Below are 22014 nucleotides of genomic sequence, written 5' to 3'. Positions count from 1 at the left end.
CTCCCTCCCGGGTCAGACGTGGTGCAGGGGGGTCAACGAGAGCTGTGCGTCGCCCAGTTCGTCGACGGCGGCCCGGGCCACCTCGCGCAGGGTCGGGAACGACTCGTAGTGGTTGACCAGGCTCAGATAGCTGCCGTCGGCGCGGCGCATCACATGCAGCGGGCGGCCGTCGATCCGCACCTCGACGCTCGGCACACCGGCCCGCGCCCGGGTCTCCGCGTCCGTCCCCCGGACGCCGTCCGCGGCGGCCGGGACCATGACGGTGGCGCTCCCCTGGATGTGGCGCCCCCGGTAGGTCTCGGCGAAACGCTCCAGCGAGTGCGGGGTGCCGCCGGGCGCCTGCGGGCGGCCGGGTGCGCCCTCCCGCCGCAGCAGCAGGGGGGCCAGGGCGCCCGCCGTGCCGGCGATCGCACCGGCCGTCAGCAGGGCGCGCAGCAGGATGCGGCGGGCGAGGGAGCGGCCCCCGGCCACCCCGGCCGGCACCCCGGTGGTGGCCGGTTCCCCGGCGGCGGCCGCACGCACGCCGCCGGTCCCCGTGCTGCCGTCGGTCCGGTCCATGTCGTCGCCCTCCCCGTGGGTCCGTTCCTGCGGTGCAGGCAGGCTCTGCCCGGGACAACGAGGGCGCGCCCAAAGGGTTGCTCGGCCGGACGGGGGCGAAGCGGCCCGCACGGCCCGCAGCGGACCGACCACCACCCGGACCGCCCGCCGGAACCCGGACGACCGGACAGCGGCCCCACGGCATCCGCCTCTGGCCGCCCGCGCGCCGGGACCCCCGCGGTCAGCCGAGCAGCAGCTCCGCCGCGGGCGCGCCCCGCAGCACCGGGGCGACGATCCCGGCCTCCGGCAGGGTCGCCTCCGGCTGCCCGAGCAGCTCGGGCCGAGGCTGGGTCAGCGGGGCGCCGAGGGAGGCGCCGGGGCTCGCCAGCGTGAGGTCGGACGCCTCGGACACCACCTGGGCGACCCCGAGGTTCCCCTCGCCGAGCGGGTTCTCCACCGGCAGTTCCAGCAGCGTCCCGGGCACCTCTGCGGTGAGCGGAACGGCGGGCAGGGTGTTCTCGGGCAGCAGGTTCCCGGTGACATGGCGCGGCCCCTCGGGCGCACCGGGCACCGGGACGGGGACGCCGGTGCTCAGCGCGGGCGCGTCGACCGGCAGCGCGGCCTCCACGCTCTCCAGCGGCACGGTGACCGGCACGGAACCGGCGGCCGCCGCGGGCGCGGCGCCCATGGCCGACGCGCCGACCGCCGAGGCCACACAGGCCACGACGGCCGCCAGGGTTCCACGCGTTGTCGACTTCTTCACTGTCTTCGTCTCCTCGGGAGTGACCCGGACGCCTGTCGGTCCGTTGCCTGCAACAACAGGCACAACGAGAACAACGAGCACACGGCCGCGACCCGTGCGGTTTTCCCCCGTCTTTCCCCTGTCCGCAGCAATCCGGGGACGGAAACTGACGCGGGCCCGGCCCTGGCGACAGGAGGTCGTCGTGGCACAGAGGATCCCGGGGCAGCAGCAGGCGGTGCCACCGCCGGAGTCGGCGGACCTGGCGGACCCGGCGTTCTGGGCCCTGCCGCGTTCCGCGCGCCTGGCCGCCTTCGCGCATCTGCGCACCCTGCCCGGGCCCGTCCGCTTCGGGGAGGGCACCGGGAAGCCGTTCCACGCCCTGGTCCGGCACGCGGACGTGTCGGGGGCGAGCCGGCGGCCGCGGGACTTCACGAGCGCGCCCGGGGTGACGACGCCGGAGCCGGCCGCGTGGGCGAAGGCGCTGTTCGGCAACTCGATGGTCAACCTGGACGGCGCCGAACACGCGGAGCTGCGGCGGATCGTGAGCCGCTCGTTCACCCCGCGTCTGCTCGCGGCGGCCGAGGAGAACGTGCGGGAGGTGGCCCGGCGGATCGTCGACGAGATGATCGCGCGCTACCCGTCCCGGGGCGCCGCCGCGGACTTCGTGCCCGCCGTCGCCTCCCGGATGCCGTTCGAGGTGATCTGCGACCTGATGGGCATCCCCGGGGAGATGCGCGCCTCGATCGCCGCCCGGATCGACCGTGCCTCGGAGAACGTGGGCGTGCGGCGGGGTCTGCGGGTGCCCGGCCGGGGTGTGGCCGCGCTCGCCCGGATGCAGTGGGAGATGGCGCGGCTGGGCCGGGAGCGGCGGCTGCGGCCCGCCGACGACCTGGTGTCGGCACTGGTCGCAGCCGATGTGGACGGACGCGGCCTGACCGCACGCCAGTTGGGGGCCTTCTTCTCGCTGCTGCTGGTCGCCGGTGTCGAGACGACCCGCAACGCGATCGCCCACGGTCTGGACCTGCTCACCGCCCACCCGGAGCAACGGGCCCTGCTGGAATCGGACTTCGACCGGTACGCGGACGGGGCGGTGGAGGAGATCGTGCGCCACTCGACGCCGATCATCCAGTTCCGCCGCACGGTCGCCGCCGAGTGCGAACTCGGGGGCCACCGCTTCCTGCCCGGCGAGAAGGTGGTGCTGTTCTACGCCTCGGCCAACCGCGACGAGGCGGTCTTCACCGACCCGGACGTCTTCGACATCACCCGGGACCCCAACCCGCACCTCGGCTACGGCGGGGGCGGCCCGCACTACTGCCTGGGCGCCCATCTGGCCCGGCAGGAGATGAAGGCCCTGTTCCGCGAGCTGCTGACCCGTACGGAGGGCCTGCGGGCGGTCGGGGAGCCCGGGTTGGTGGACTCCAGCTTCGACAACCGGGTCCGCAGTATGCCGTTCGCGCTGGGCGCGCCCTGACGCCCCGCCGGGTCCGGTCCCGCGCGGGACCGGACCCGGGCGTGCGTGTGGGTCAGCCGCGCAGGCGGGAGACCGGGAGCAGGACGTGGGCGGTGTCGGCGAGGACGGCCTCGTCGCCCAGGAACGCCTGGAGGACCGCCTCGGTGAGCGGCTGTCCGGGCGTCGCCTCGGGCCACGGACGGGCGGCGATCATGAAGTGGACGGTGCCGCGCTGCTCGGCGGCGGCCAGCCACTCGGCGGGCGCCGGGCACTGGGCGTTCATGTGCGGCATGGTGACGACGGCCTGGCCGGCCTGGATGAGCAGCTGCACCGGGAACGCGCCCTCGCCGGTGCGGTCGTGGAGCACGTCCCCCGCGGCGAGTCCCAGCTGCCCGATGAGCGCGGTGAGGGCCCGGCCGGCCGCCTCCGGGCCGCCCCGGCCGTCGCCCAGCGAGTAGGCCACGAGGTACGGGGTGTCGTGCCCCTGGGCCGGGTCGCCCGTCCAGGCGAGCAGCACGAGGGTGCCCAGCTCCGCCGGGTCGACGGCCGATGTGAGGGAGTTCGCAGTGGTCATGGCTCGGCACCCTAGTGCCCGGCCGGGGCCCTCCCGGTCCGCGTTCACCTGCGCGGGTGAACGCGGACCCGGGCGGTTCCGCGCGGGGTGCGCGGCCGTCCGCTCACAGGGTCCAGCGGTGCTCCGCGTCCCCGGACGGCCAGTGCAGGCTCACCGCGCGGGAGCCGTGCGGGAGCGCGAACACCAGCCAGCCGTCGCGGTGTTCACCGGCGCCGAGCGCCCCACGGGTGAGCGGGAAGCCGGTGGTCAGCTCCCCGGTGGTGACGGCACGGTGCTTCTTGCCCCGCTCGTCGGTCACCCAGGCGCCGCCGCCCACGGCCGACTCGTACGCCGTGCCGCCGACGTTGACCACGGACAGGTCGACGCCGACCCAGCGGTGCCCGGCGGCGGGGCGGGGTGTGGCCCGGACGCCGAGGGCGGGGTCGACGACCCCGTTCAGGGTGACGCGCAGATGCCCGCCGCCCGGGCGGTCGTCGGCGTCGGCGGTGCCGCCGATCCCGGCGACCGCCGGGGCCGCGGTGGTGGCGGCGCGTTTGCCGTCCCGGGGGGCCGTCTCCCCCGGCCCGCCGTCCGCCTGGCAGGCGGTCAGCCCCAGCACGAGCGCGAGCGCCGGCGTCAGCGCAGTGGCCATACGTCTCATCGGTCCCCTTCCCGCGGCCCGTCGTCGGTATCTTCGGGTCCCACCGACGGAAACGACGGCGACGCGCCCCGTGTCACGCGGGTGATCACGCGGGCGGTCGGGCGGCCCGCCCGTCGAATGGCCGTTCCCGCCGTCCCCCGGCGCCCCGGCCCGGCAGTGACCTCCCCCGCGCGGCGCGCGTTGGCCGCGTATGGCAAGCACTACGGCGCCGGCTCGCCGGCAGCGCGTCCGGCCGACCACTGACCCGGCCCCGACCGCCCCGCCACCGGTCGCCCCGAGCCCGATCTACGACCAGCTCGCCCGGGAGTGGGCGGCCGCGGGCCGCACACTCCCGGGCCGCCCGGACGGCGAGTGGAAGTGGCTGACGCTCTACCCGCCCGCGTCCGGCCCCGCCCCGGCCGCACCGGACGACCTCCTGGACGCGATCCCGTCCCCGCCGCCCCGCCGCGGCTGGCTCCACGACCACAACCGCGTCTCCGCCTGACGGCGGGGGCGGGTTGAGGCCGGGGGGCCGACGGCGAGTGGCACCCGCCGTCGGCCCCCCGACCAGGGCAGACCGGCGGCCCCGGCGGGCGGGCGCGGGTGCCCGGCGGGCAGCGCCTGGCGAGGCCTGCCACCCCAGGCGGGGGCCCGCGCCTGCGGCGGGGGGCCGACCCGGCGGTCCGCTCCCGGTGCGGCCCCGGGCCGGTCGGCGAACCGGGGTCGAGGTCGACCCCCGCGGTCCGCTCCCGGGCGCGGCCGACGAGCACGCCGGGTGCGGGTGCCCGTTGGCCCGGCGCGCAGCGCCCGCCGAGGCAGGCCACCGGCCCGGCGGTTCCGCTCCGGAGGGGCGGCCGTGACCACGCCAGGCGGGGGCTGCCCGGGGACACGGGCCCGCGCGGCGGTCGGCGCGAGAGCCCCGGCGGCGCGCCACGCCCGGTCCGTCCGGCCACAGCGCACCCCGGTGCGGACCACGAGTGCGCCCGGGCGCGGGGTATGACGCGTCCGTGGGCCGGGCGCCGGTCTCAGTGGCCCGCGCCCGCGGTCGGTTCGGGGGCGGGCAGGGGACGGGCCGGCTGCGGGAGCGCGGGGCGGCGCGGGGTCGTGCGCAGGTGGCGGCGGACGCCCGTGACGAGGCGGGCGGCCGTGTACGTCGCGCCGTGGACGAAGCGCATCGCCGGGCCGAAGGTCGGCGCGGAGAGCAACCCCGCGAAGAACAGGCCCGGGTGGGAGGACTCGAAGGCGGCGCTCAGGACGGGGGCCCGCGTCCCCGGGGAGAGCCGTAGCGTCCGGCCCAGGGTGTCGTCCAGGAGGTGCAGGCGCTCCAGGTCGGGGGTGAAGCCCGTCGCGGCGACGACATGGCCGGTGTCGAGGGCGCTCCTGGTGCCGTCCGGGCCGCGCAGTTCCAGGCGGACGCGGCCGTCGGGGCGGACCTGGGCGGCGCGGACGGTGCGGCCGAGCAGTTCGGGGACCCGGCCCTCGTAGCGTTCGCGCAGCCACCACGCGCCGGCCGGGCCGAGCGCCGTGTCCGCCCGGCGCCGGCGGGTGCGGGCGGGCAGCCGGCGGACCGCGCCCGGGAGTTCGGCCCACACCCAGGTGCTCCAGCCGGTGCCGAGGCCGCTGTGCGGGGTGCGCATCGCACGCGGCAGGGGCCGGTCGAGCGGTGCCGGGAGGGTGTTCCAGCGCAGGCGGCGGGTCCGGGCGACCAGGACCGGCCGGGCGCCCAGCTCCGCGAGGAGGGTCGCGGTCTCCAGCGCCGCCTGCCCCGCGCCGACCACGGCCACGTCCGTCCCCGCGAAGGCGCCGAGGTCCCGGTGCCCGCTGCTGTGTGTGCACAGCCCGGCCGGCAGTGCGGCGAGCGGGGCGGGGACGTCGCGGAAGGGCATCACACCGACCGCGAGCACCACCGTCCGGGCGCGGACCTCCTCCCCGTCGGCGGTCCGCACACGGAAGCCGCCGTCCGCCGGGGCCACCAGGGTGACGGTCCGTTCGTCGACGGCGGGCACGGCCCGTCCGGCGAACCACGCGCCGTACCCGGCGAAGGCGTCCACCGGGATCGGTCGCCCGTGCACCGCCTCGAAGCCGTGCGCGGCGGCGTACTGCCCGAGGGTGTGGCCGCTTCCCGGGTGGGACAGATTGGACGACCAGGGCTCGGACTTGAGGAACATCCCGCCGGGCATGTGGTCCCGCCAGGACGCCATCACGCGTCCGAAGACCCGCAGGTCCAGTCCGGCGGCGGCCGCGTGCGCCGCCACCGACAGCCCGTAGGGGCCCGCGCCGATCACTGCCAGGTCGTACATGGTGCGCTCCCGTTCCTCGGATCGTTGTCCGTACCGGCGGCTCCGGGCGCCGTGCCCGGACCCGGCCCGTCCCCGGCGGCTCCGGGACCCGGCGTGCCCGGACCCGGCGCGGCCTCCCGCCCCGGCGCGGCCTCCCGTCGCGCCGCCGGCACCGCCGCCGCCCCCGGTACCGCGGCCCGCAGCCGCCCGGCCGCCTTCGCCAGGCCGCGCCCGGCGAACGCCCCGGCCATCGCCGCGAACGGCGCCGGGTCGTCGCCCGCGAACCACGCCGTCTCCACCCCGGCGCCCGCCCGCAACCGGACCCCGGAGCCCGGCCGGGCGGACGCAAGCGCGGAGAGGACCGCGTAGTTCTCGGCGACGAACACCCGGCCGGGCCGGTCGCCGGAGGCGGTGACGGGCCGTCCGGTCAGGTCCAGGTGCAGCGCGCGGACCACGTCCAGCCCGTCCGCCCCCGTGAACAGCCGGAACTGCGCCCCGGGCCGCGGGTTCGCGTCCAGGAGCCGGTACACGCCGTCCGCGTCCCGCCGGAAGTCGAGATCGAGGATGCCCCGGTAGCCCGCCTTCTCCGCGAGCCGGCGGCCGGCCTGCGCCACCTGTTCGTTGTGCTTCCACCGCCCGAGTGCGGTCAGCCCGGTGCGCGGCGGCCAGGACAGCTCCTTGCGCCCGGTGCCCCCGTGCAGACAGACCGCGTCCGCGCCGAAGCAGCCGTGGAAGAACCAGTCCGAGTGCGGGCGGTCCGGCAGCCGGCGCTGGAGGAGGAGCCGGCTCCCGGCCTCGGCGGTGCGCTCGAACAGCCGGGCGGCGGCGGCCGGGGAGCCGACCAGGCTGGTGCTGCGCAGGCCGGACGCCGGGTCCAGCAGCCACGGCCGGCTCCACTTCGCGACCAGCGGCACCCCGATCCGCCGCACCGCCGCCGCGGCCTCCCGGGCGTCGCCGGGGACGGCGGTCTCGGGGTGCGGGATGCCGTGCGCGGCGCACAGCCCGGCGAGTTCCGCCTTGTCGGCGAGGGTGCCGGGCAGGTCGGCGGGCTGGGGCGGCAGCAGGAACCGTCCGGCGAGGCGGTGGGCCTGCCCGGCGACGAGGACGGCCCCGAGGTCGTCCATCGGGATCAGCACGGCGGGCCGGCCGATCCGCTCGGCGACCCGGTGCAGGGCGTCGACGAGGACGTCCGGTTCCGGCGCGCCGGGCGGCCTGGGATGTGCCCGGTGCAGATGGCGGGAACGGGCGACGGGGCTGCGCCGCGACTCGACGACGGCGTGCACCTCCACGCCCGCGCGGCCCAGGGAGCGCACCGCGCCCAGGGTGCCGTGGTGGAAGGGGTTCCGGTCCAGCCGCAGCACCAGCGCGGGCACCGACCGGTCGAGTTCGGGCATTCGGGTCACAACTTTCACCTGGACGGGCCCGCAGCGTGCGCGCCTGTTCGCTAATGGCCTAGGGACGTGCCTCACGACAGCTCGCCGCAGGAGGTTTCTGCCTAACGTCGTGTCAGTCGCAGAAATGCTCCACAAGGAGGAAGGCATGCCGCGAAGGCACCGTCTGATCAACTCATGTATAGCGACGGTCGCAGCCGGACTTCTTGTCTCCGGCGGACCGCTCACGACCCCGGCGTCGGCCGATTCCCGGGCCGATTCCGCAGCTGATTCCGCGTCCGATTCCCCGACCGCCCACGGCGCGTATCTCCATTACGGGCCGGAGGGAATCCAGCGCATGTCGGAACTCTCCGCATGGCTGGGCGGACGCGAACTGACCGTGGCTCACACCTATCTCCCCGGGGATGTGTGGACGAACATCGAGGGCCGCCCGGAATTCCTGCGGCCGTGGGCCGAGTGGCGGCGGGCGTCGGCCGAGCGGACCTTCGTCCTCAACGTGCCGATGCTGGACCGCAACGAGGACCGGCTCCCGGACGCGGCCGTCGCGCGACTGCTCCGGGCCGGCGCGAAGGGCCAGTACGACCACCACTTCCGCACCCTCGCCTCCCGCCTGGTGGACCTCGGCGCGCAGGACACCGTGATCGTGCTCGGCTGGGAGATGAACGGCGTCACGTACACCCACCGCTGCGGGCCGGACCCGCAGGCGTGGCGGACGTACTGGCGGAACATCGTCGCGGCCATGCGCTCCGTTCCCGGGCAGGAGTTCCGATTCGATTTCGCGCCGAATCGCGGACTGGACGCCATCGCCTGGACCGAGTGCTATCCGGGCGACGACGTGGTGGACATCATCGGAATGGACTCGTACGACCAGCCTCCCGGCGGTTCGTTCGACGACCAGGTGAACGCGCCCTACGGACTGCAGAAGCAGGTCGATTTCGCGGCGGAGCGGGGAAAGCCGATCTCCTATCCGGAGTGGGGTCTCTTCCGCAACGGCGACAATCCCGAGTACATGCGGCGCATGCTCGAATGGATCGACCGCCATCAGCCGCTCTACCAGACCATCACAGACTACTGTCCGCACGGGGTCTGGCAGTGCGGGAGCAATCCGGAGTCCTCGAAGGTGTTCCGCTCGAAGCTGTTTGCGAAGAGCGAGGAGCCCGGTGCCCCGGAGGAGCCGGCGCCGAACGAGCCGGCGCCCACGGACCCCGTCCCGGGCGAGCCGCCGAACGAGCCGGCGCCGACCGATCCGGTCCCGACCGACCCCGCTCCGCAGGAGCCCGCTCCCACGGACCCGGACCCGGTGCCCACCGAGCCCGTCCCCGTGCCCGGTGACACGGGCACCAACCCGGACGACTGGTGCATGCCCCTGGACCTGGGCGACTGGGTGTCCCAGTGGGTGCCGGCGCGGGACTACTGCGTCACCCTCCCCGCGGAGGCCCGCTGGGCGCTGTGACCGGGGCCTGCCCCGGCGGCCCGCCGTTCGTGCCCCGGGCCCGCCAGTCGTTGAGCCGGCCGCGCCACTCGCGCGCGGCCGGCAGTCTGCTGCGGACCATCTCCGCCGCCCGCTCCCGCATCCGCGCCCGCGACTCGTGCAGCCGCAGCAGCGGTTCCAGCGCGGGGCGGGCGAGCAGCAGCCGGCCGCTGGTCACGGCCTCCGGCCGCCAGTGGTTCTTGTACGGCTCCGAACCGCGCAGCAGGCTCAGCACCGCCAGGCCGTGGCCCGCGGCCTGCCGGGCCTCCTCGCGCAGCAGCATCGCGGCCACGTCCGCCTTGCGTTCCCGCAGCACCGGGTCGGCCCCGTACAGATAGCCGCCGCTGAGCCGGCCCGCGCGCAGGGTGAGGCCCGCGGCGACCGGGCGGCCGTCCATCCGGAACTCGGTCAGCGAGGCGTGGCCGCGCGCGGCCATCGCACCCGTCGCGCGCACCAGGTGGTCGCGGAAGCGGGGGCGCAGGTGCTCGACGTTGACGCCCCGGCCGCGCCACTGGAGTTCGTGCAGCCGCAGCAGCAGGTCGACGCCGCCGGCGACCTCGTGGGGCGGTACCGGGTGGGCCTCGATCCCGAGGGCGTCCAGTTTGCGGAGCTTGGCCCGGACCCGCTGGGCCCGGTTGGCGGGCATCCGCGCGACCAGGTCCTCGACGGGCAGGGCGGGCAGCTCCATGCAGACCGAGTCCGCCAGCCGGGCGCGCGGGCCCGGCCAGCTCTCCCACAGCCGCTCGGCCGCCCCGCCGGGCCGCACCTCGCGCAGGTCGACGACGGCGTGCCGGGCGGCGCGCCCGATGCCGTGCGCCAGGGCGGGCAGGGCGAGCCCGGCGCGGGCGTCGTCGACGAGGACGTCCCCGTAGTCGGAGATCGTCCCGCCGAGGGGCACCAGCAGGGGCAGCGGGCGGTGCACCAGCATCAGGGGCGCGGCCGCGATCAACTCCCCCCGCCCGGACGGGCCTTCGGCGCGGACCAGGACGACGCGCAGGCGTCCTGGGGTGCCGTAGGAGAGCCACCACGAGTGGAGCCAGGCGTGGCTCTGGAACGGGGTGGCGGCGCCGCAGGCGCGGTGCAGCCGGTCCCACTCGTCGGCCAGCGCCGCGAACTCCGCCGGTTCGCGGCACAGGCTGACGGCGCATCCGGCCGGGGCCTGGGCCCTCACACGCGCTCCCGCTCGGCGGGCGCCCCCACGGGCTGGGCGGGGCCGGGCACCGCGGTGCCGCCCGCACCGGCCCCGCGCCGGCCGGGCCGGGGCCGGACCAGCAGGAAGAGCCCGCCGACCAGTCCGCCCGCGCAGGCGCCGACGGCGGTGGCGACGGGCAGCGACGGGGAGACGGCCTCGTTCGGGGTGACCGCCTCGGAGAAGGTCATCAACTTCACGCCGGTGTTCTTGGAAACCTGGTTGCTGCTGACGACGATCGCGTCGGAGACGGCGTTGGCGATGTCGGCGGCCTGGGCGCGGCGGGTGGAGGTGCCGGTGACGGCGATCATCGGCGAGTCCGGGGAGGTCTCCGTGCGCACCCGGTCACGGAGTTCCCTCACGGGGAGGCCGGCGTCGCGGCGGGCGTAGGCGAGGGTGGCGTCGCTGGTGGCGATCCGGCCGTACGCCTGGGCGAAGCCGAGGGCGGCGCCCGCCTCGGTGCCGCTCGCCGGTACCGCGACGACATAGCTGGTCGCCGCGTACTCGGGGGCCTTGACCAGGCCGTACGCGAGGCCGGCGGCTGTGCCGAGGAGGGCGAGGGCCGGTACGGGCCACCAGGCGGGCCCGGCGGGGAACGGCGTGCGCAGGCGGCGCGGTCGGCGTGTCCGGCCGGTCTCGGCGGGCTCCTGCTCGTGCTCGGGGGTGGTCGTCATGGGCGTGCCGCTCTCTCGGTGGGGACGGGGGCGTGGTCGGAGTCGGGGGTGGGACGGGGGACGCGGGGCGGGCCCGGGGGCCCGGTGAGGTGCGCGTACAGCTCGGCCAGCAGGGCCGCGCCACGGGTGATGTCGTAGTGCGCCACAGCGGGCGGCGGCGGCAGGCGGGGGGCGCCGGCCCGGTGCAGGGCGGTCAGGGCGGCGGTCAGTTCACGGGCCGTCCCCTCGCGCAGGGCGTGGGCGCCGGGGGCGTGGCCGGCGGGCAGGTCGTCGACGGCGGGGCAGGCGCCGTGCAGCACGGGCAGGCCCGCGGCGAGGGCCTCCACGACCGCGAGTCCGAACGCCTCCTCCCGGGAGGTGGAGACGAAGGCGTCGGCCGCCGACAGCACGGCGGGCACGTCGTCCCGCTCGCCGAGGAGGCGCACCCGGCCGGCCGCGCCGAGGCGGACCGCGAGCGCCCGCAGCGCCTCCCGTTCGGGGCCGTCACCGGCGAGGAGCAGCACCGCCCCGGGCAGCGCGGCCACCGCCTCGACCAGGATCTCGAAGCGCTTGCCGGGCACCAGCCGGCCGATCCCGGCAATGGCGAACGCGCCTTCGCCGAGGCCGAGTCGGGCGCGGAGGGCGGCGCGGGCGGCCGGGTCGAAGCGGAACCGGGCCGCGTCGACGCCGTTCGGCACCGTTCGCACCCGCTCACCGGGCACGCCCCAGGCGCGCAGCCGGGCGGCGACCGTCGGGGAGACGGCGACGGTGGCGGCGCCGAGCCGTTCGGTGGCGAGGTAGAGGGCGCGGACCCCTCGGGTGAGCGGCCGGCCCTCGATCTCCGCCTTCCCCAGGGAGTGCTCGGTGGCCACGGACGGCACCCCGGCGAGCCGGGCGGCGAGCCGGCCGTAGACGCAGGCGCGGTAGAGGTGGGTGTGGACGAGGTCGTAGCGCCCGGCCCGGATGCGGCGCACCAGCCGGGGCAGCGCGGCCAGGTCGCGGTTGCCGCGCATCCCGAGGTCGGTGACCGCGACCCCGTCGTCCCGCAGTCCGGCCGCGACGGCGCCGGGGTTGGTCAGCGTGATCACATCGCAGACGTAGGGGGCGGGCAAGTGGCGCAGCAGCAGCCGGAGTTGCTGCTCGGCCCCGCCGACGCCGAGGCCGGTGACGATGTGCAGGACCCGGACCGTCCGCTCGGGACCGGGCGCGGGGTTCGGGAGGTCCGGGAGGTTCGCGGGGGTCATCGGACGGGCTCCTGGAGGGCCGGGAGACGGACGGGCCGCAGGCCGGGGAGGCGGCGCAGCCGGTGGCGCAGGCCCTTGACCGCGAGCCGCCCGCGCCGGTCGGCGTGGCTGATGTGGGTGCGCGGCAGGGCGTACGGGCCGGCCGCCGGGCCGGGGTCGATGGCGCAGGCGTACGCGTACCCGGCCGCGCGGACCGCGTCGGCGGCCCGCGCGTCGAAGGTGCCGTACGGGTAGCAGAACCCGGCGGGCGCGGTGCCGGTCAGCTCCCGCAGCAACTCCCGGCTGCGGACGGTCTCCTCGCGCAGGTCCCCGTCGTCCAGGGTGGTCAGATCGCGGTGGAGGAGCCCGTGGGAGCCGATCTCGACGCCCGCGCGGGCGGCGCCGCGGATGCCGTCCGCGTCGAGCAGGGGCCGCCGGGGGCCCTCCGGGTCCCAGACGTTGACCCCGCCGGTGCGGCCGGGGAGGACGAAGAGGGTCGCGGAGCAGCCGTGGCGGCGGAGCACGGGCAGCGCGGAGGCGGTGAAGTCGGCGTAGCCGTCGTCGAAGGTCAGCCCGACGAGACCGTGGTCGCGGCCCTCGGCGTGGGCGCGCAGCAGGCGGGAGACCGTGACGCCGCGCAGTCCGCGGTCGCGCAGCAGACGGAGCTGGTGGTCGAGCCGGCCGGGGCCGACGGTGATGCCGTACGGGTCGTCGGTGGGGTCGCCGACCGCGTGGTACATCCAGATCCACGGCTGAGGGCGGCGGTTGGTCGTCGGGTCAGTGGTCATGACGCAGCCTCCGGCGTACGAGGGCCAGCAGGTGGAGTGCCTCGGGCGCGCCCAGGGCTCGGGCGGCGCCGAGGAACACGGCGGGGACGAGAAGGGCTCCGGCGGCGAGGGAGAGGACAGGGCCGCCGGTCAGGGGCGCGGTGAGCAGGGCGGCGGTGACGGCGGCGGCCGCGGCGAGCAGCAGCCGGGCGATCCGCACACCGATGGCGCGGACCTCGATGGCGACCACGCGCGAGCCGAGGCCGTGCAGCAGCAGGACGGCGGTGGCGGTGATGCCGGCCGCGTTGGCGGCGGCGATGCCGTGGACGCCGTACGGGCCGACGGCGGCGGCCCCCGCCGCGACGGTGACGGCGAGCCCGGCGGCCATGGCGGCGGCCGGGTACCAGGTCGGGCGGCCGGAGGAGAAGAACGGGCGGCCGAGGGCGCCGACCAGGCAGTGGCCGAGCAGCCCGGCCGCGTAGACCCGCATCACGGCGGCGGTGGTCGCGGTGTCCTGGGCGTCGAACGCGCCGCGCTGGAAGAGGACTTCGATGATGCCGGGGGCGTAGCCGATGACGAAGGCGGTGCCGAGCAGGACGAGCGCCCCGGCGGTGGCGAGGTCCTCCTCGACGCGGCGGCGGGCGCGTTCGCGGTCCCCCTCGGCCATGGCGCGGGCGACGACGGGGAAGGTGACGGTGCACACCATCAGGGAGAGCACCATCGGCATCTGCGCGACCTTCTGCGCGTAGTTGAGGTGCGAGATGGCCCCGGCGGGGAGCGGCGCGGCGAGGAAGCGCTCGACCAGCACCTGCGACTGGCGGCTGACGGCGAACAGCACGACGGGCGCGAGGACGGCCGCGCCGAGCAGCGGGACGCCGGCGGGGGCGCGGAGGGGCGCGCGCAGCGGGGCGAGGAGGGGGCGCAGGCCGATGTTCCGTGCGAACGCGGGGAGTTGGACGAGGATCATCAGGACCCCGCCCGCCGCGACGCCCGCGGCGGCGGCCCGCACGCCCCACCACTGGTGCAGGGCGAGGGTGACGCCGATGATGCCGACGTTGTAGGCGCTGTAGACGGCGGCGGGCTGGAGGAAGCTGCCGTGGGCGCGCAGGGCGGCGCTGCAGTAGCCGGTGACGCCGAAGGTGAGCACGGTCAGGGCGGTCAACCGGGTGCACTCGACGGCGAGTTCCGGGTCGTCGAACCCGGGCGCGAGCAGCCGTACGACGAGTGGCGCGCCCGCCATCAGGGCGACGGCGACGCAGGTCAGCACGGCGAACAGCCGTGGGAAGGTCGCGGACACCAGGGCCCGGACCGCCCCGGGGTCGCGGGCGGCGAGGGCGTGGCTGAACGCGGGCACGAGCAGCAGCGCCATGGCGTCCTCGATGAGGAGCGTGGACGCCATCTCGGGCACGGTCCAGGCGATGAGGAAGGCGTCGCTCTCGGCGCTCGCGCCGAAGAGGTGCGCGATGGTCTGATCGCGCAGCAGCCCGAGCACCGCACCGGCCACGGTGAGCGCCCCGGTGACGGCCGCGGCCCGCACCAACACCCGCCCGAGCCGCGCCCCACCGCCGCCCTCCTCCCCGCCACGCCGCGCGGGCGGCCCACCGGCGGGCGCTCCCCGCCGCGCGTGCCGGCCCCGGGCCGGGGGCGGAGCAGTGCCCTCGGCTGCGGGCTCCGCCCCGGCGGCCTCTCTGCCGGGGCCGCCCGGCACGGCGGAGACCTCCGCCCCGGGGCCCCCGCGCCGGGCGGGGGTGGCGGCGGAAGACCCCGCGCCGCCGGACGCGGTGTCCGCGCCCGTGCCCGGCGCGCGCCCCGCGTGCGGGCCAGGGGCACCGGGCCCGTCCGGCACGGCGGCGGGCAGCGCCCCGGGCCCCCCGCGCCGGGCAGCGTGGCGCGCCCGGCCCGGGCGGCGTGAGGCGACAGCGGGAGGCTCCCCGCCCACGCCGGGCATGACGTCCGGCTCGCCGGCACCGCCGTCCGGCACGTGCGGCGGGACGCCACCGGGCTCGGGCGTGCTGCCGGGGCGGGGAGCGGTGATCGGGCCCGCAGGCGCAACCGCGCCGGACGCGGCGTCCGGGCCCGGGCCCGGGCCCGTCGCATGCCCGGCCCGCCCGGGCTCGGGCGTGCCGCCCGGGCCGGGAGCGGCGCCCGCGCCGGACACGGGGTCAGAACCCGGGTCGTGGGCCCGCCGCGTGATCGGCCCAGGGCTGCCCGGGGTGGCGGCGGCAGGGGCGCCGGGCGTGACCGGGACCGCGCTGCCCGCCGCGCCTGGGCCGGGCATGCCGTCCCCGCCCGGCGCACGCGGCCGAGGAGCCGTCGGCGGCGGGGCCGTGTCGTCGGGCCCCGCCGTGCCCGGGGCGCGGTCGCGGGTCATGGGCGGGCCTCGCGTGGGGCGAGGGCCCACCATGCGGTGAGGCCGAGGATGACGCCGGTCAGGACCGTGGAGGGGCCGCCGATGTCCGCGTACAGGAAGTCGACGGTCTGCCAGAGCATCAGGCCCACCGCCGCCAGCCCGCAGTCCGCCGCCGCGACGCGGCCGCCCCCGCGGCGGACCAGGACGCGGCGGACCGCGCCCGCCAGGATCGCGAGCCAGGAGGTCAGGAACGCGGTGAGCCCGATCAGGCCCTGCTCGCCGAGGATCAGCAGGTACATGTTGTGCGGCGAGAGCAGTGGCTGCTTCACGAACTCCCGTCCCGCGCCCGCCGTGTCGCTGCCCGCGGAGAGCCCGATCGAGGCGTGCCCGTCGCGGTGGGCGGGGAAGCCCTTGAGGCCGACGCCGGTGGCCGGTTCGTCGCGCCACATCGCCGCCGCCGCGGCCCACATGCTGTACCGGTCGGTCACCGACCGGTCCGGCGTCCCGGTGACCTGCGTGATGCTGCTGATCCGCTGGGCGATCATCTCGGAGCCGACGCCCAGCCCGCCGACGAGGACGACCCCGAGCGCGGCGACCACCGCCAGCACTCGGGCCGCCCGGCGCAGCCCGGACAGCAGCAGCATCGCCAGCGCGGCGGCCGCCGTGGCGATCCACGACCCGCGGCTGAAGGAGAGTCCGAGCGGCACCACCAGCGCCCCGGCCGCCGCGAAGGCGCCCGGTCGCAGCCAGGCGGGCGAGCCCGGCGGGGTGCGCAGAGCGAGGGCGAGCGCGGCGAGCAGCCCGTAGGAGACGACCGTGGCCATGCCCATCACATCGGTGGGCCCGAAGGTGCCGACCGCGCGGACGTCCTGGCCCATGTACGAGGCGCCGGTGCCGGTCGCGTACTGGTAGGTGCCGACCGCGCCCTGCACCAGCGCCACCGCCACCATCGAGACGGTGACCAGCCGGAACGCCCACGCGTCGCGCAGCACCAGCAGCACCGCGCCCGGCACCAGGACGAACACCTGGAGGTAGCGCACGAGTCCGGGCAGGGCGGCCTCGGGGTCGGCCGCGGTCACCGTGGCGACGGCGAAGCCGACCACCGGCAGGGCGAGGACGACGGCCGCGGTGACCGTCAGCGGCCGGGCGCTCAGCGCCAGCACCCGGGCGAGGCAGGCGAGGACGAGGAGCCCGGAGGCGATGTCGGCGGGCGCGACCGTGCCCGGTTCACCGGAGCGGCCGATGGGCAGGGCGACCAGCAGCACGGTGACCAGCAGCGGCAGCAGCAGGAGCCGGTCCACGCGGGGCACCCGGCGGGCGGCGGCCACCAAGACGTGCGGGGCGGCGGGCGCGGGAACAGCGGAGGCGGGCGCGGAGGGCGCGGCGGCGAGGGCCATGGTCAGCTTCCCCCGAGCCGGAACAGCGACGCGGCCGTGCGCGCCATGATGCACACGTCCTGCCACAGGGTCCAGGTGTCGATGTAGTGGTTGTCGAAGCGGGCCCGCTCCTCGATGGAGGTGTCCCCGCGCAGCCCGTTGACCTGGGCGAGCCCGGTGATGCCGACAGGCATCCGGTGGCGCTCGGCGTAGCCCGGGTAGGTGTGGGCGAACTTGGCGACGAAGTAGGGGCGTTCGGGCCGCGGGCCGACGAGGCTCATATCGCCGCGGAGCACGTTCCACAGCTGCGGCAGCTCGTCCAGCGAGGTGCGCCGCAGCAGGCTCCCGGTGGCGCTCATCCGCCGGTCGCGGGCGACGCTCCAGCGGGTGGCGGACTCGTGCTCGTCGGCGGGCCGCAGGGTGCGGAACTTCAGCAGCACGAACGGCCGCCCGCCGAGCCCGATCCGCTCCTGCCGGAACAGCACCCCCGGCCCGTCGGAGATCCGGACGGCGAGGGCGCAGACCGCGAGGACGGGGGCCGCGGCGACGAGCGCGACGGCGGCGAGGGCCGCGTCGAGGACGCGTTTGGCGGGCGGGAAGCCGCCGCGCGGGGGGTCCGTCTCCAGCTGCCGGACCGCGAAGCCCCACAGATGGTCCGCGTCCCGCCGCCCGGGCGGTGCGGTGCCCTCGGCGGCGGGGTGGGCGACCTGCCACACCCGGCAGCCGTGTCCGCCGAACAGGCGCACCAGATGGGCCGGGAGGTCGGGCCCGGTGAACAGGGCGTGCCGGACCGCGTTCTGGATGACGGCGCGGCTGACGTCCTCGGGGGTGACGAGGACGGGCAGCTGGCCCTCGTCGGCCGGTCCGCCGCGGTGGCCGGGGTCGACCCGGCCGACCGGGCGCATGCCGTAGCCGGGATGGGCGTACAGGGCGGCGGTGAGCTGCTGGGCGCTGGGGCCGCGGCCCACGACGAGCGCGGAGCGCGGCCTGCGGGCGGCGGCGCGGCGGCGCGCCTGGTGGACGGCCGCCCGCCCTGCGCAGGCGAGGGCGGCCTGGAGTCCGGCGCCCGTCGCGACGGCGGCCGGCCCGACCGCGTACGCGGGGTCGTGCACGGTGAAGGCCGCGTCGAGGAGCAGCCAGGTGGCGGCCGACAGCATGAGGAGCGCGGGCAGTTCGGCGAGGGCGGACGGCGACAGGCGCAGCCGGTACAGGCCGCGCCCCGAGTGCAGCGCGATCCCGGCGGCGGTGAGGACCAGGGCGGCCGGGGCGACGGGCCAGGGCACCCCGGGGGCGAGCGCGCAGGCGGCGACCGCGGCGGTGGCGTCGGCGGCGATCAGCGCGACGGGCCGCCGCCGCTGCCGGATGCGCCGCTTGGCGTGCGCGGCGGGGCGCCGGCCGGCGGTGCCGCGGGGCGGATGGACCGAGGGTACGCGGCGGGTCGTCGCCACGGGGGCGGTGTGGGGCGCGGGAGCACTCTCCGTCGTCATCGTTCGGTGCGCTTCCTCGTCAGGGGTCGGTGCGTGCTGAGGAGTTCCTGGTAGAGGCCGAGCACGGCGTCGGCGGTGCGCGAGACGTCGCCGGTGGCGCGGACGTACGCGGCGGCCCGGCGGCCGAGGTCGCGGGCGAGTCCCGGCTGGGCCAGCAGCCGGACCAGGGCGGCGGCGAGCGCGGCCGGGTCCTCCGGGGGGACCAGGGCGTACGGCTCGTGGCCGGGCGGCAGGCTCTCCCTGGCGCCGCTGACGTCGGTGAGGACGACGGGCCGCCCGCAGGCCATCGCCTCCAGCGGGGCGAGCGCCATGCCCTCCCAGCGGGACGGGAGGACCACCGTGTCGGCCGCGTACAGCCAGGGCCGGATGTCGCCCTGGGCGCCCGCGAACACCACCCCGGGCGGCGCGAAGGCCCGTAGCCGGTCCGCTTCGGGGCCGTCGCCGACGAGGACGAGGCGGGCGGCGGGCGCGCGGCCGACGACGGCGGGCCAGGCGCGCAGCAGGACGTCCTGCCCCTTCTGACGGCAGAGCCGCCCGACGCAGACGACGAGCGGGACGCCGTCCGGGAGGCCGCCGGGCACGGGCAGCCTGGCCCGGGCGGCGGTGCGCCGGGTGCCGTCGCTGTCCTCGGCGAAGAGAGCCGGGTCGACGCCGTTGCGGATCACGGACCAGCGGGCGCGGATGCCCGCCCGCTCCCCGGCCCGGCGTTCGCTGTCGCTGACGCACAGGGTGCGGGTGCTCCAGCGGGTGCCGTAGCGCTCCCAGGTGAGGGCGAGCCGGGCCTCGCGGCCCTCGACGGCGTCGAAGGACCAGGCGTGCGGCTGGAAGACGGTCGGCACCCGGCCGCGTACGGCGAGCCGCCCGGCGAGTCCGGCCTTGGCGCTGTGGACGTGCACAAGGTGCGGCCGGACCTCGCGGACCAGCCGGGCGGCGGTGAGCACCTCCCGGGCGAGACCGGGTCCGGGCGAGCGGCCGGCGGTCCAGGGGTGGACCCGGGCCCCCGCCTCGGCCGCGGCGGCGGCGAGCGGACCGGTGGGCGGACAGGCGACGACCGGTCGTGCGCCCGCGTGCGCCTGGGCGCGCACCAGATCGGTGACGACACGGGCGACTCCGCCTTCGACGGGCTGAACGAGATGGAATACGGTCAGCCGGCTTTTCTCGGTCCAGTCTCTGTGCAGCACATGCGGCTCTTTTCGAACAGGCGTGAACGCGGTGGACTGTGAGGGGGCCGGTATTCAGCGGCGCGCGTCGGCCTGCACGAAGAGGGCGCCGAGAAAGTAGCCGTTCCTCTCTCCGGTGAATCGGAAAGCGAGGGAATCGGCGCCACGCCGGAGCGCGGATGAGATGTCGTACACGTCGGAGTCGTATCCGAGGGTGTTCCGGTGGGCGGGTTTCCGGGCGGAGTTCGGCCTGCCGAGATCGGTGATCGTGGAATTCATCAGGTCGGCGCGGGAATTGGCCGCGTCGGTGAGCCGGTGGGCCGGGCCGTTCCCGGCGCGGACGGTGGCCGACTCGCCGGTGGCGCCGCGGTCGCCGTCGTAGGCGACCAGACCCGCGCGGCCGGTGGCGCCGGGGGCGGCCCGCAGTCCGGTCAGGGTCACCTCGCGGGCCTCGCCGACGGTCTCGAAGCCGTCCCAGAGGGCGATGTCACGCAGCGGCTCGCGGTCGTTCTCGTAGGCGACGACCATCGTCCAGCCGCCCCAGGCGCCGGCCTTCGAGTGCCCGCGGGCCACGTTGAGCTGGCTGACGGTCCAGTAGCCGGAGCGGCTGTCGCGGACCAGCGGGGTGATGTCGGCGGAGGCCTGGTAGGCGTCGCGGCCGTCGGCGTCGCGGTGCGCGATCCGGGTGTCGGCCAGGACCTCCTTGTAGCGTCCGCCCGGCTCGGCGATGAGGACGCGGCCGTTGTCCTTCGGGGGTTTCTGCTCGCCGACGCGCAGGTTGCCGCCCCAGTAGAGCCGGGCGTAGCGGACGGTGGAACCGGCGGGCAGGGCGAGTTCGGCGCGGGTGGAGTTGTAGGTGTTCGGGTCGTCGTCGAGGTCGACGTAGAACATCTCGTAGTCGCTGTTGGCGCCGGCCGCGCCGCGCTCCAGGGCCGGGCAGGCCGCCGCGCCCTCGGCGAGCGGGGTGCGGCAGGTGATGGCCGAGTTGGCGATCCGGGTGACGCCGCCGTGGTGGACGGCGTGGTAGCGCTGGACGAACGGAATGCGGGGGGTCTCGGCGGGGACCGGGGGCGGGGCCGCGGCGGCGGTCGCCGGGGCGAGGGTCACGGCCGCGCACAGCAGTGCCCCCCAGCGGGCGATACCGCGTCCGGCGCGTCCGGCCCCGAACCGCGGGACTCCCCCTACCGCCGCGAAGCCTGACGACTTCGACATGACTGGCTCCCCATTTTCGGTCAACGCGACAAAACAGGAGTGCACTTTGTCAGAAAGCCAGGGGGAAATCACGTCGGACTCGGGCGTTCGACCATCTGGAGGTGCGCCTTTTCCGGTCCCTTACAGGCGCGTTGTGCACGGCGTGTCGCGCGCCCCCCGCACCCGGGAATCAATCCATCGTGTGATAGAGCGCAACCATCGGCCGACTTGTTCGTTGCAGCGTCGTCACGGTGATTCCGGCGGATTGCCGGGACAGGGGCGAACGAGGCGGCGCGAAGGGGTTTCCCGTTCCCGTGCTGATCGTTGTGCCTGTCGACGGCGGGGAGCCCCGCCGGGAACAGGATCACAGGACATGAAGCACTCCAGGGCCGCCGCCGTTCTCACCGGGTCCATGGTCGCGCTGGGCGCGGCCACGCCCGCCTTCGCCGCCGACGCCGCTCCCGCGGTCCCGATGAGCCTCAACGGCGGGATCGCGCACGCGGCCTCCACGCTGCCGCAGCTGGACGACGTGACCCAGGCCGGTCCGGCGGTCGGCCAGGCGACCGACGCGGTGATGGAGCTCAACAACCTGAAGGGCAACGCTCCGGAGCAGCTGCTGAAGACGGCCGCCGGGGCGACCCCGATGCTCGGCGGCATCTCCCTCGGCGGCTGACCCCCGGCGGCCCGGCGCCCTCCGCCCCTCCGTCCGCCGGGGCGGAAGCCGTCAGCAGCCGTACGGAAGAGGGCCTTTGGAGTGAACCGGAATAACCAACAGGCCGGGTCGGCGGTTGGTCAGGCAGCTCCAACGGCGGGCATTCTCTGCAACAGAAGGACGCAACATGTTCAAGAAGGTTATGGCTACGGCGGCACTCTCCCTCTCCGTGGCTGCCGCGGGTGCCGCCATGGCGCCGCAGGCTATGGCCGTGGGCGACAACGAGGGCACCCACTCCGCGAGCGGCAACGGCGCCTCCCAGTCGTACGGCAACGCCGAGACGTACGGGGACATGAGCCCGCAGATGAGCCTGATCCAGGGTTCGCTGAACAAGCCCTGTGTCGGTCTGCCGCTCAAGGCCAACGTCGGTTCGCTGGTCGGCGCGGTGCCGATCTCCGTCCAGGACATCCCGATCCTGTCGGCCCCGCAGAACCAGCAGTGCGTCGAGAACTCCACCCAGGCCAAGGGTGACGAGCCGCTGTCGCACATCCTCAACGACATCCCGGTTCTGTCGGCGAACGGCGTCTCCGCTCGCTGATCGTCACCGCACGCAGGAGCCCCGGCGCCGTCCAGGCGGCCGGGGCTCTTCCGTGTGCGCGTGCCGTCGGTGGGCGGCGGCGGATCAGGAGGTCCAGAAGTCCCACCAGCGGGTCAGGATCAGCATGCCGATGATCCCGATGTGCAGCACCGGCAGCGCCCAGGTGAACTCCCCGAGGAAGGACCGCACCCCGGCCGGTGCCGGCAGCAGCCCGTTGCGCACGTTGTGCGAGGTCACGTACCAGAACATGACGATGGTCCCGACCCAGGCCAGGCAGCACCACAGGCACAGGGCGTTGATCTCGT

At 76.5% G+C, this 22014-nt stretch carries 20 protein-coding genes and 1 pseudogene; 5 read left to right on the top strand and 16 right to left on the bottom strand.

Features of this window, described 5'->3' with window-relative positions; translation table 11 throughout:
* Window positions 1-12: 12 nt before the first annotated feature.
* Together ABZ457_RS17815 and ABZ457_RS17810 are read right to left on the bottom strand one after the other, a co-directional pair.
* On the bottom strand, window positions 13-558 hold the full coding sequence (locus ABZ457_RS17815; RefSeq protein ID WP_359158507.1) for a tyrosinase family oxidase copper chaperone: 546 nt from the start codon (window positions 556-558) through the stop codon (window positions 13-15).
* 220 nt (window positions 559-778) lie between these two features.
* Window positions 779-1300, bottom strand: coding sequence for a hypothetical protein (locus ABZ457_RS17810; RefSeq protein WP_359158506.1), 522 nt, complete (start codon window positions 1298-1300; stop codon window positions 779-781).
* Window positions 1301-1481: 181 nt separating this feature from the next.
* On the opposite strand from ABZ457_RS17810, the gene ABZ457_RS17805 reads away from it, so the two are divergent.
* On the top strand, window positions 1482-2750 hold the full coding sequence (locus ABZ457_RS17805; protein WP_359158505.1) for a cytochrome P450: 1269 nt from the start codon (window positions 1482-1484) through the stop codon (window positions 2748-2750).
* A gap of 52 nt (window positions 2751-2802) precedes the next feature.
* Here the strand turns inward: ABZ457_RS17805 and ABZ457_RS17800 are convergent, their stop codons facing one another.
* Both ABZ457_RS17800 and ABZ457_RS17795 read right to left on the bottom strand, forming a co-directional pair.
* Window positions 2803-3303, bottom strand: coding sequence for a DUF5949 family protein (locus ABZ457_RS17800; RefSeq protein ID WP_359158504.1), 501 nt, complete (start codon window positions 3301-3303; stop codon window positions 2803-2805).
* Window positions 3304-3406: 103 nt separating this feature from the next.
* On the bottom strand, window positions 3407-3934 hold the full coding sequence (locus ABZ457_RS17795) for a DUF4352 domain-containing protein (protein ID WP_359158503.1): 528 nt from the start codon (window positions 3932-3934) through the stop codon (window positions 3407-3409).
* Between the two features lie 199 nt (window positions 3935-4133).
* Between ABZ457_RS17795 and ABZ457_RS17790 the strand changes: the two genes are divergently transcribed.
* The gene (locus ABZ457_RS17790; RefSeq protein ID WP_359158502.1) at window positions 4134-4427 is read left to right on the top strand and encodes a hypothetical protein; all 294 of its coding nucleotides are present in this window, start codon (window positions 4134-4136) and stop codon (window positions 4425-4427) included.
* Between the two features lie 520 nt (window positions 4428-4947).
* On the opposite strand, the gene ABZ457_RS17785 is transcribed toward ABZ457_RS17790, so the two are convergent.
* A complete protein-coding gene (locus ABZ457_RS17785; RefSeq protein WP_359158501.1) occupies window positions 4948-6222 on the bottom strand; it encodes an NAD(P)-binding domain-containing protein in 1275 nt (424 codons plus the stop codon).
* Entirely contained in the window at window positions 6204-7595 is a 1392-nt protein-coding gene (locus ABZ457_RS17780) for an ATP-grasp domain-containing protein (protein WP_359158555.1), read from the bottom strand. Before ABZ457_RS17780 ends, ABZ457_RS17785 begins: the two co-directional genes overlap by 19 nt.
* A gap of 145 nt (window positions 7596-7740) precedes the next feature.
* On the opposite strand from ABZ457_RS17780, the gene ABZ457_RS17775 reads away from it, so the two are divergent.
* The gene (locus ABZ457_RS17775; RefSeq protein ID WP_359158500.1) at window positions 7741-9045 is read left to right on the top strand and encodes a glycosyl hydrolase; all 1305 of its coding nucleotides are present in this window, start codon (window positions 7741-7743) and stop codon (window positions 9043-9045) included.
* On the opposite strand, the gene ABZ457_RS17770 is transcribed toward ABZ457_RS17775, so the two are convergent.
* The 9 genes from ABZ457_RS17770 to ABZ457_RS17730 all read right to left on the bottom strand — a co-directional run bounded on the left by ABZ457_RS17770 (window position 9011) and on the right by ABZ457_RS17730 (window position 20480).
* Window positions 9011-10234 (bottom strand): GNAT family N-acetyltransferase, encoded by a 1224-nt coding sequence (locus ABZ457_RS17770; RefSeq protein WP_359158499.1) that lies wholly within the window; start codon window positions 10232-10234, stop codon window positions 9011-9013. The two genes, ABZ457_RS17775 and ABZ457_RS17770, sit on opposite strands and share 35 nt — an antisense overlap.
* Window positions 10231-10926, bottom strand: coding sequence for a lipopolysaccharide biosynthesis protein (locus ABZ457_RS17765; protein ID WP_359158498.1), 696 nt, complete (start codon window positions 10924-10926; stop codon window positions 10231-10233). Before ABZ457_RS17765 ends, ABZ457_RS17770 begins: the two co-directional genes overlap by 4 nt.
* Window positions 10923-12149 (bottom strand): glycosyltransferase, encoded by a 1227-nt coding sequence (locus ABZ457_RS17760; RefSeq protein ID WP_359158497.1) that lies wholly within the window; start codon window positions 12147-12149, stop codon window positions 10923-10925. Before ABZ457_RS17760 ends, ABZ457_RS17765 begins: the two co-directional genes overlap by 4 nt.
* Entirely contained in the window at window positions 12146-12916 is a 771-nt protein-coding gene (locus ABZ457_RS17755) for a polysaccharide deacetylase family protein (protein ID WP_359158496.1), read from the bottom strand. Before ABZ457_RS17755 ends, ABZ457_RS17760 begins: the two co-directional genes overlap by 4 nt.
* The gene (locus tag ABZ457_RS17750) at window positions 12906-14603 is read right to left on the bottom strand and encodes a lipid II flippase MurJ (RefSeq protein ID WP_359158495.1); all 1698 of its coding nucleotides are present in this window, start codon (window positions 14601-14603) and stop codon (window positions 12906-12908) included. The genes ABZ457_RS17755 and ABZ457_RS17750 overlap by 11 nt, the downstream gene beginning before the upstream one ends.
* A 659-nt stretch (window positions 14604-15262) precedes the next feature.
* A complete protein-coding gene (locus ABZ457_RS17745) occupies window positions 15263-16642 on the bottom strand; it encodes an O-antigen ligase family protein (protein WP_359158494.1) in 1380 nt (459 codons plus the stop codon).
* 2 nt (window positions 16643-16644) lie between these two features.
* Entirely contained in the window at window positions 16645-18108 is a 1464-nt protein-coding gene (locus tag ABZ457_RS17740; RefSeq protein WP_359158493.1) for an exopolysaccharide biosynthesis polyprenyl glycosylphosphotransferase, read from the bottom strand.
* On the bottom strand, window positions 18105-19289 hold the full coding sequence (locus tag ABZ457_RS17735) for a glycosyltransferase family 4 protein (RefSeq protein ID WP_359158492.1): 1185 nt from the start codon (window positions 19287-19289) through the stop codon (window positions 18105-18107). The genes ABZ457_RS17740 and ABZ457_RS17735 overlap by 4 nt, the downstream gene beginning before the upstream one ends.
* Window positions 19290-19343: 54 nt before the next feature.
* Window positions 19344-20480, bottom strand: coding sequence for a DUF3344 domain-containing protein (locus tag ABZ457_RS17730; protein WP_359158491.1), 1137 nt, complete (start codon window positions 20478-20480; stop codon window positions 19344-19346).
* A gap of 352 nt (window positions 20481-20832) precedes the next feature.
* Here ABZ457_RS17730 and ABZ457_RS17725 point away from each other — a divergent pair, with 352 nt between their 5' ends.
* Window positions 20833-21132 carry a hypothetical protein gene (locus ABZ457_RS17725; RefSeq protein WP_359158490.1) on the top strand — a complete coding sequence of 100 codons (300 nt, stop codon included), beginning with the start codon at window positions 20833-20835 and terminating at the stop codon, window positions 21130-21132.
* 166 nt (window positions 21133-21298) lie between these two features.
* Window positions 21299-21709, top strand: coding sequence for a rodlin (locus ABZ457_RS17720; RefSeq protein WP_359158489.1), 411 nt, complete (start codon window positions 21299-21301; stop codon window positions 21707-21709).
* Between the two features lie 84 nt (window positions 21710-21793).
* Here the strand turns inward: ABZ457_RS17720 and ABZ457_RS17715 are convergent.
* Window positions 21794-22014: pseudogene (locus ABZ457_RS17715) on the bottom strand (hypothetical protein); the annotation flags it as partial.

This window comes from Streptomyces sp. NPDC005805, from assembly GCF_040630445.1.
Taxonomy (GTDB): domain Bacteria; phylum Actinomycetota; class Actinomycetes; order Streptomycetales; family Streptomycetaceae; genus Streptomyces.
Note: the sequence above shows the minus strand (reverse complement) of the source record. Positions and strands in the feature narration are given on the sequence as shown.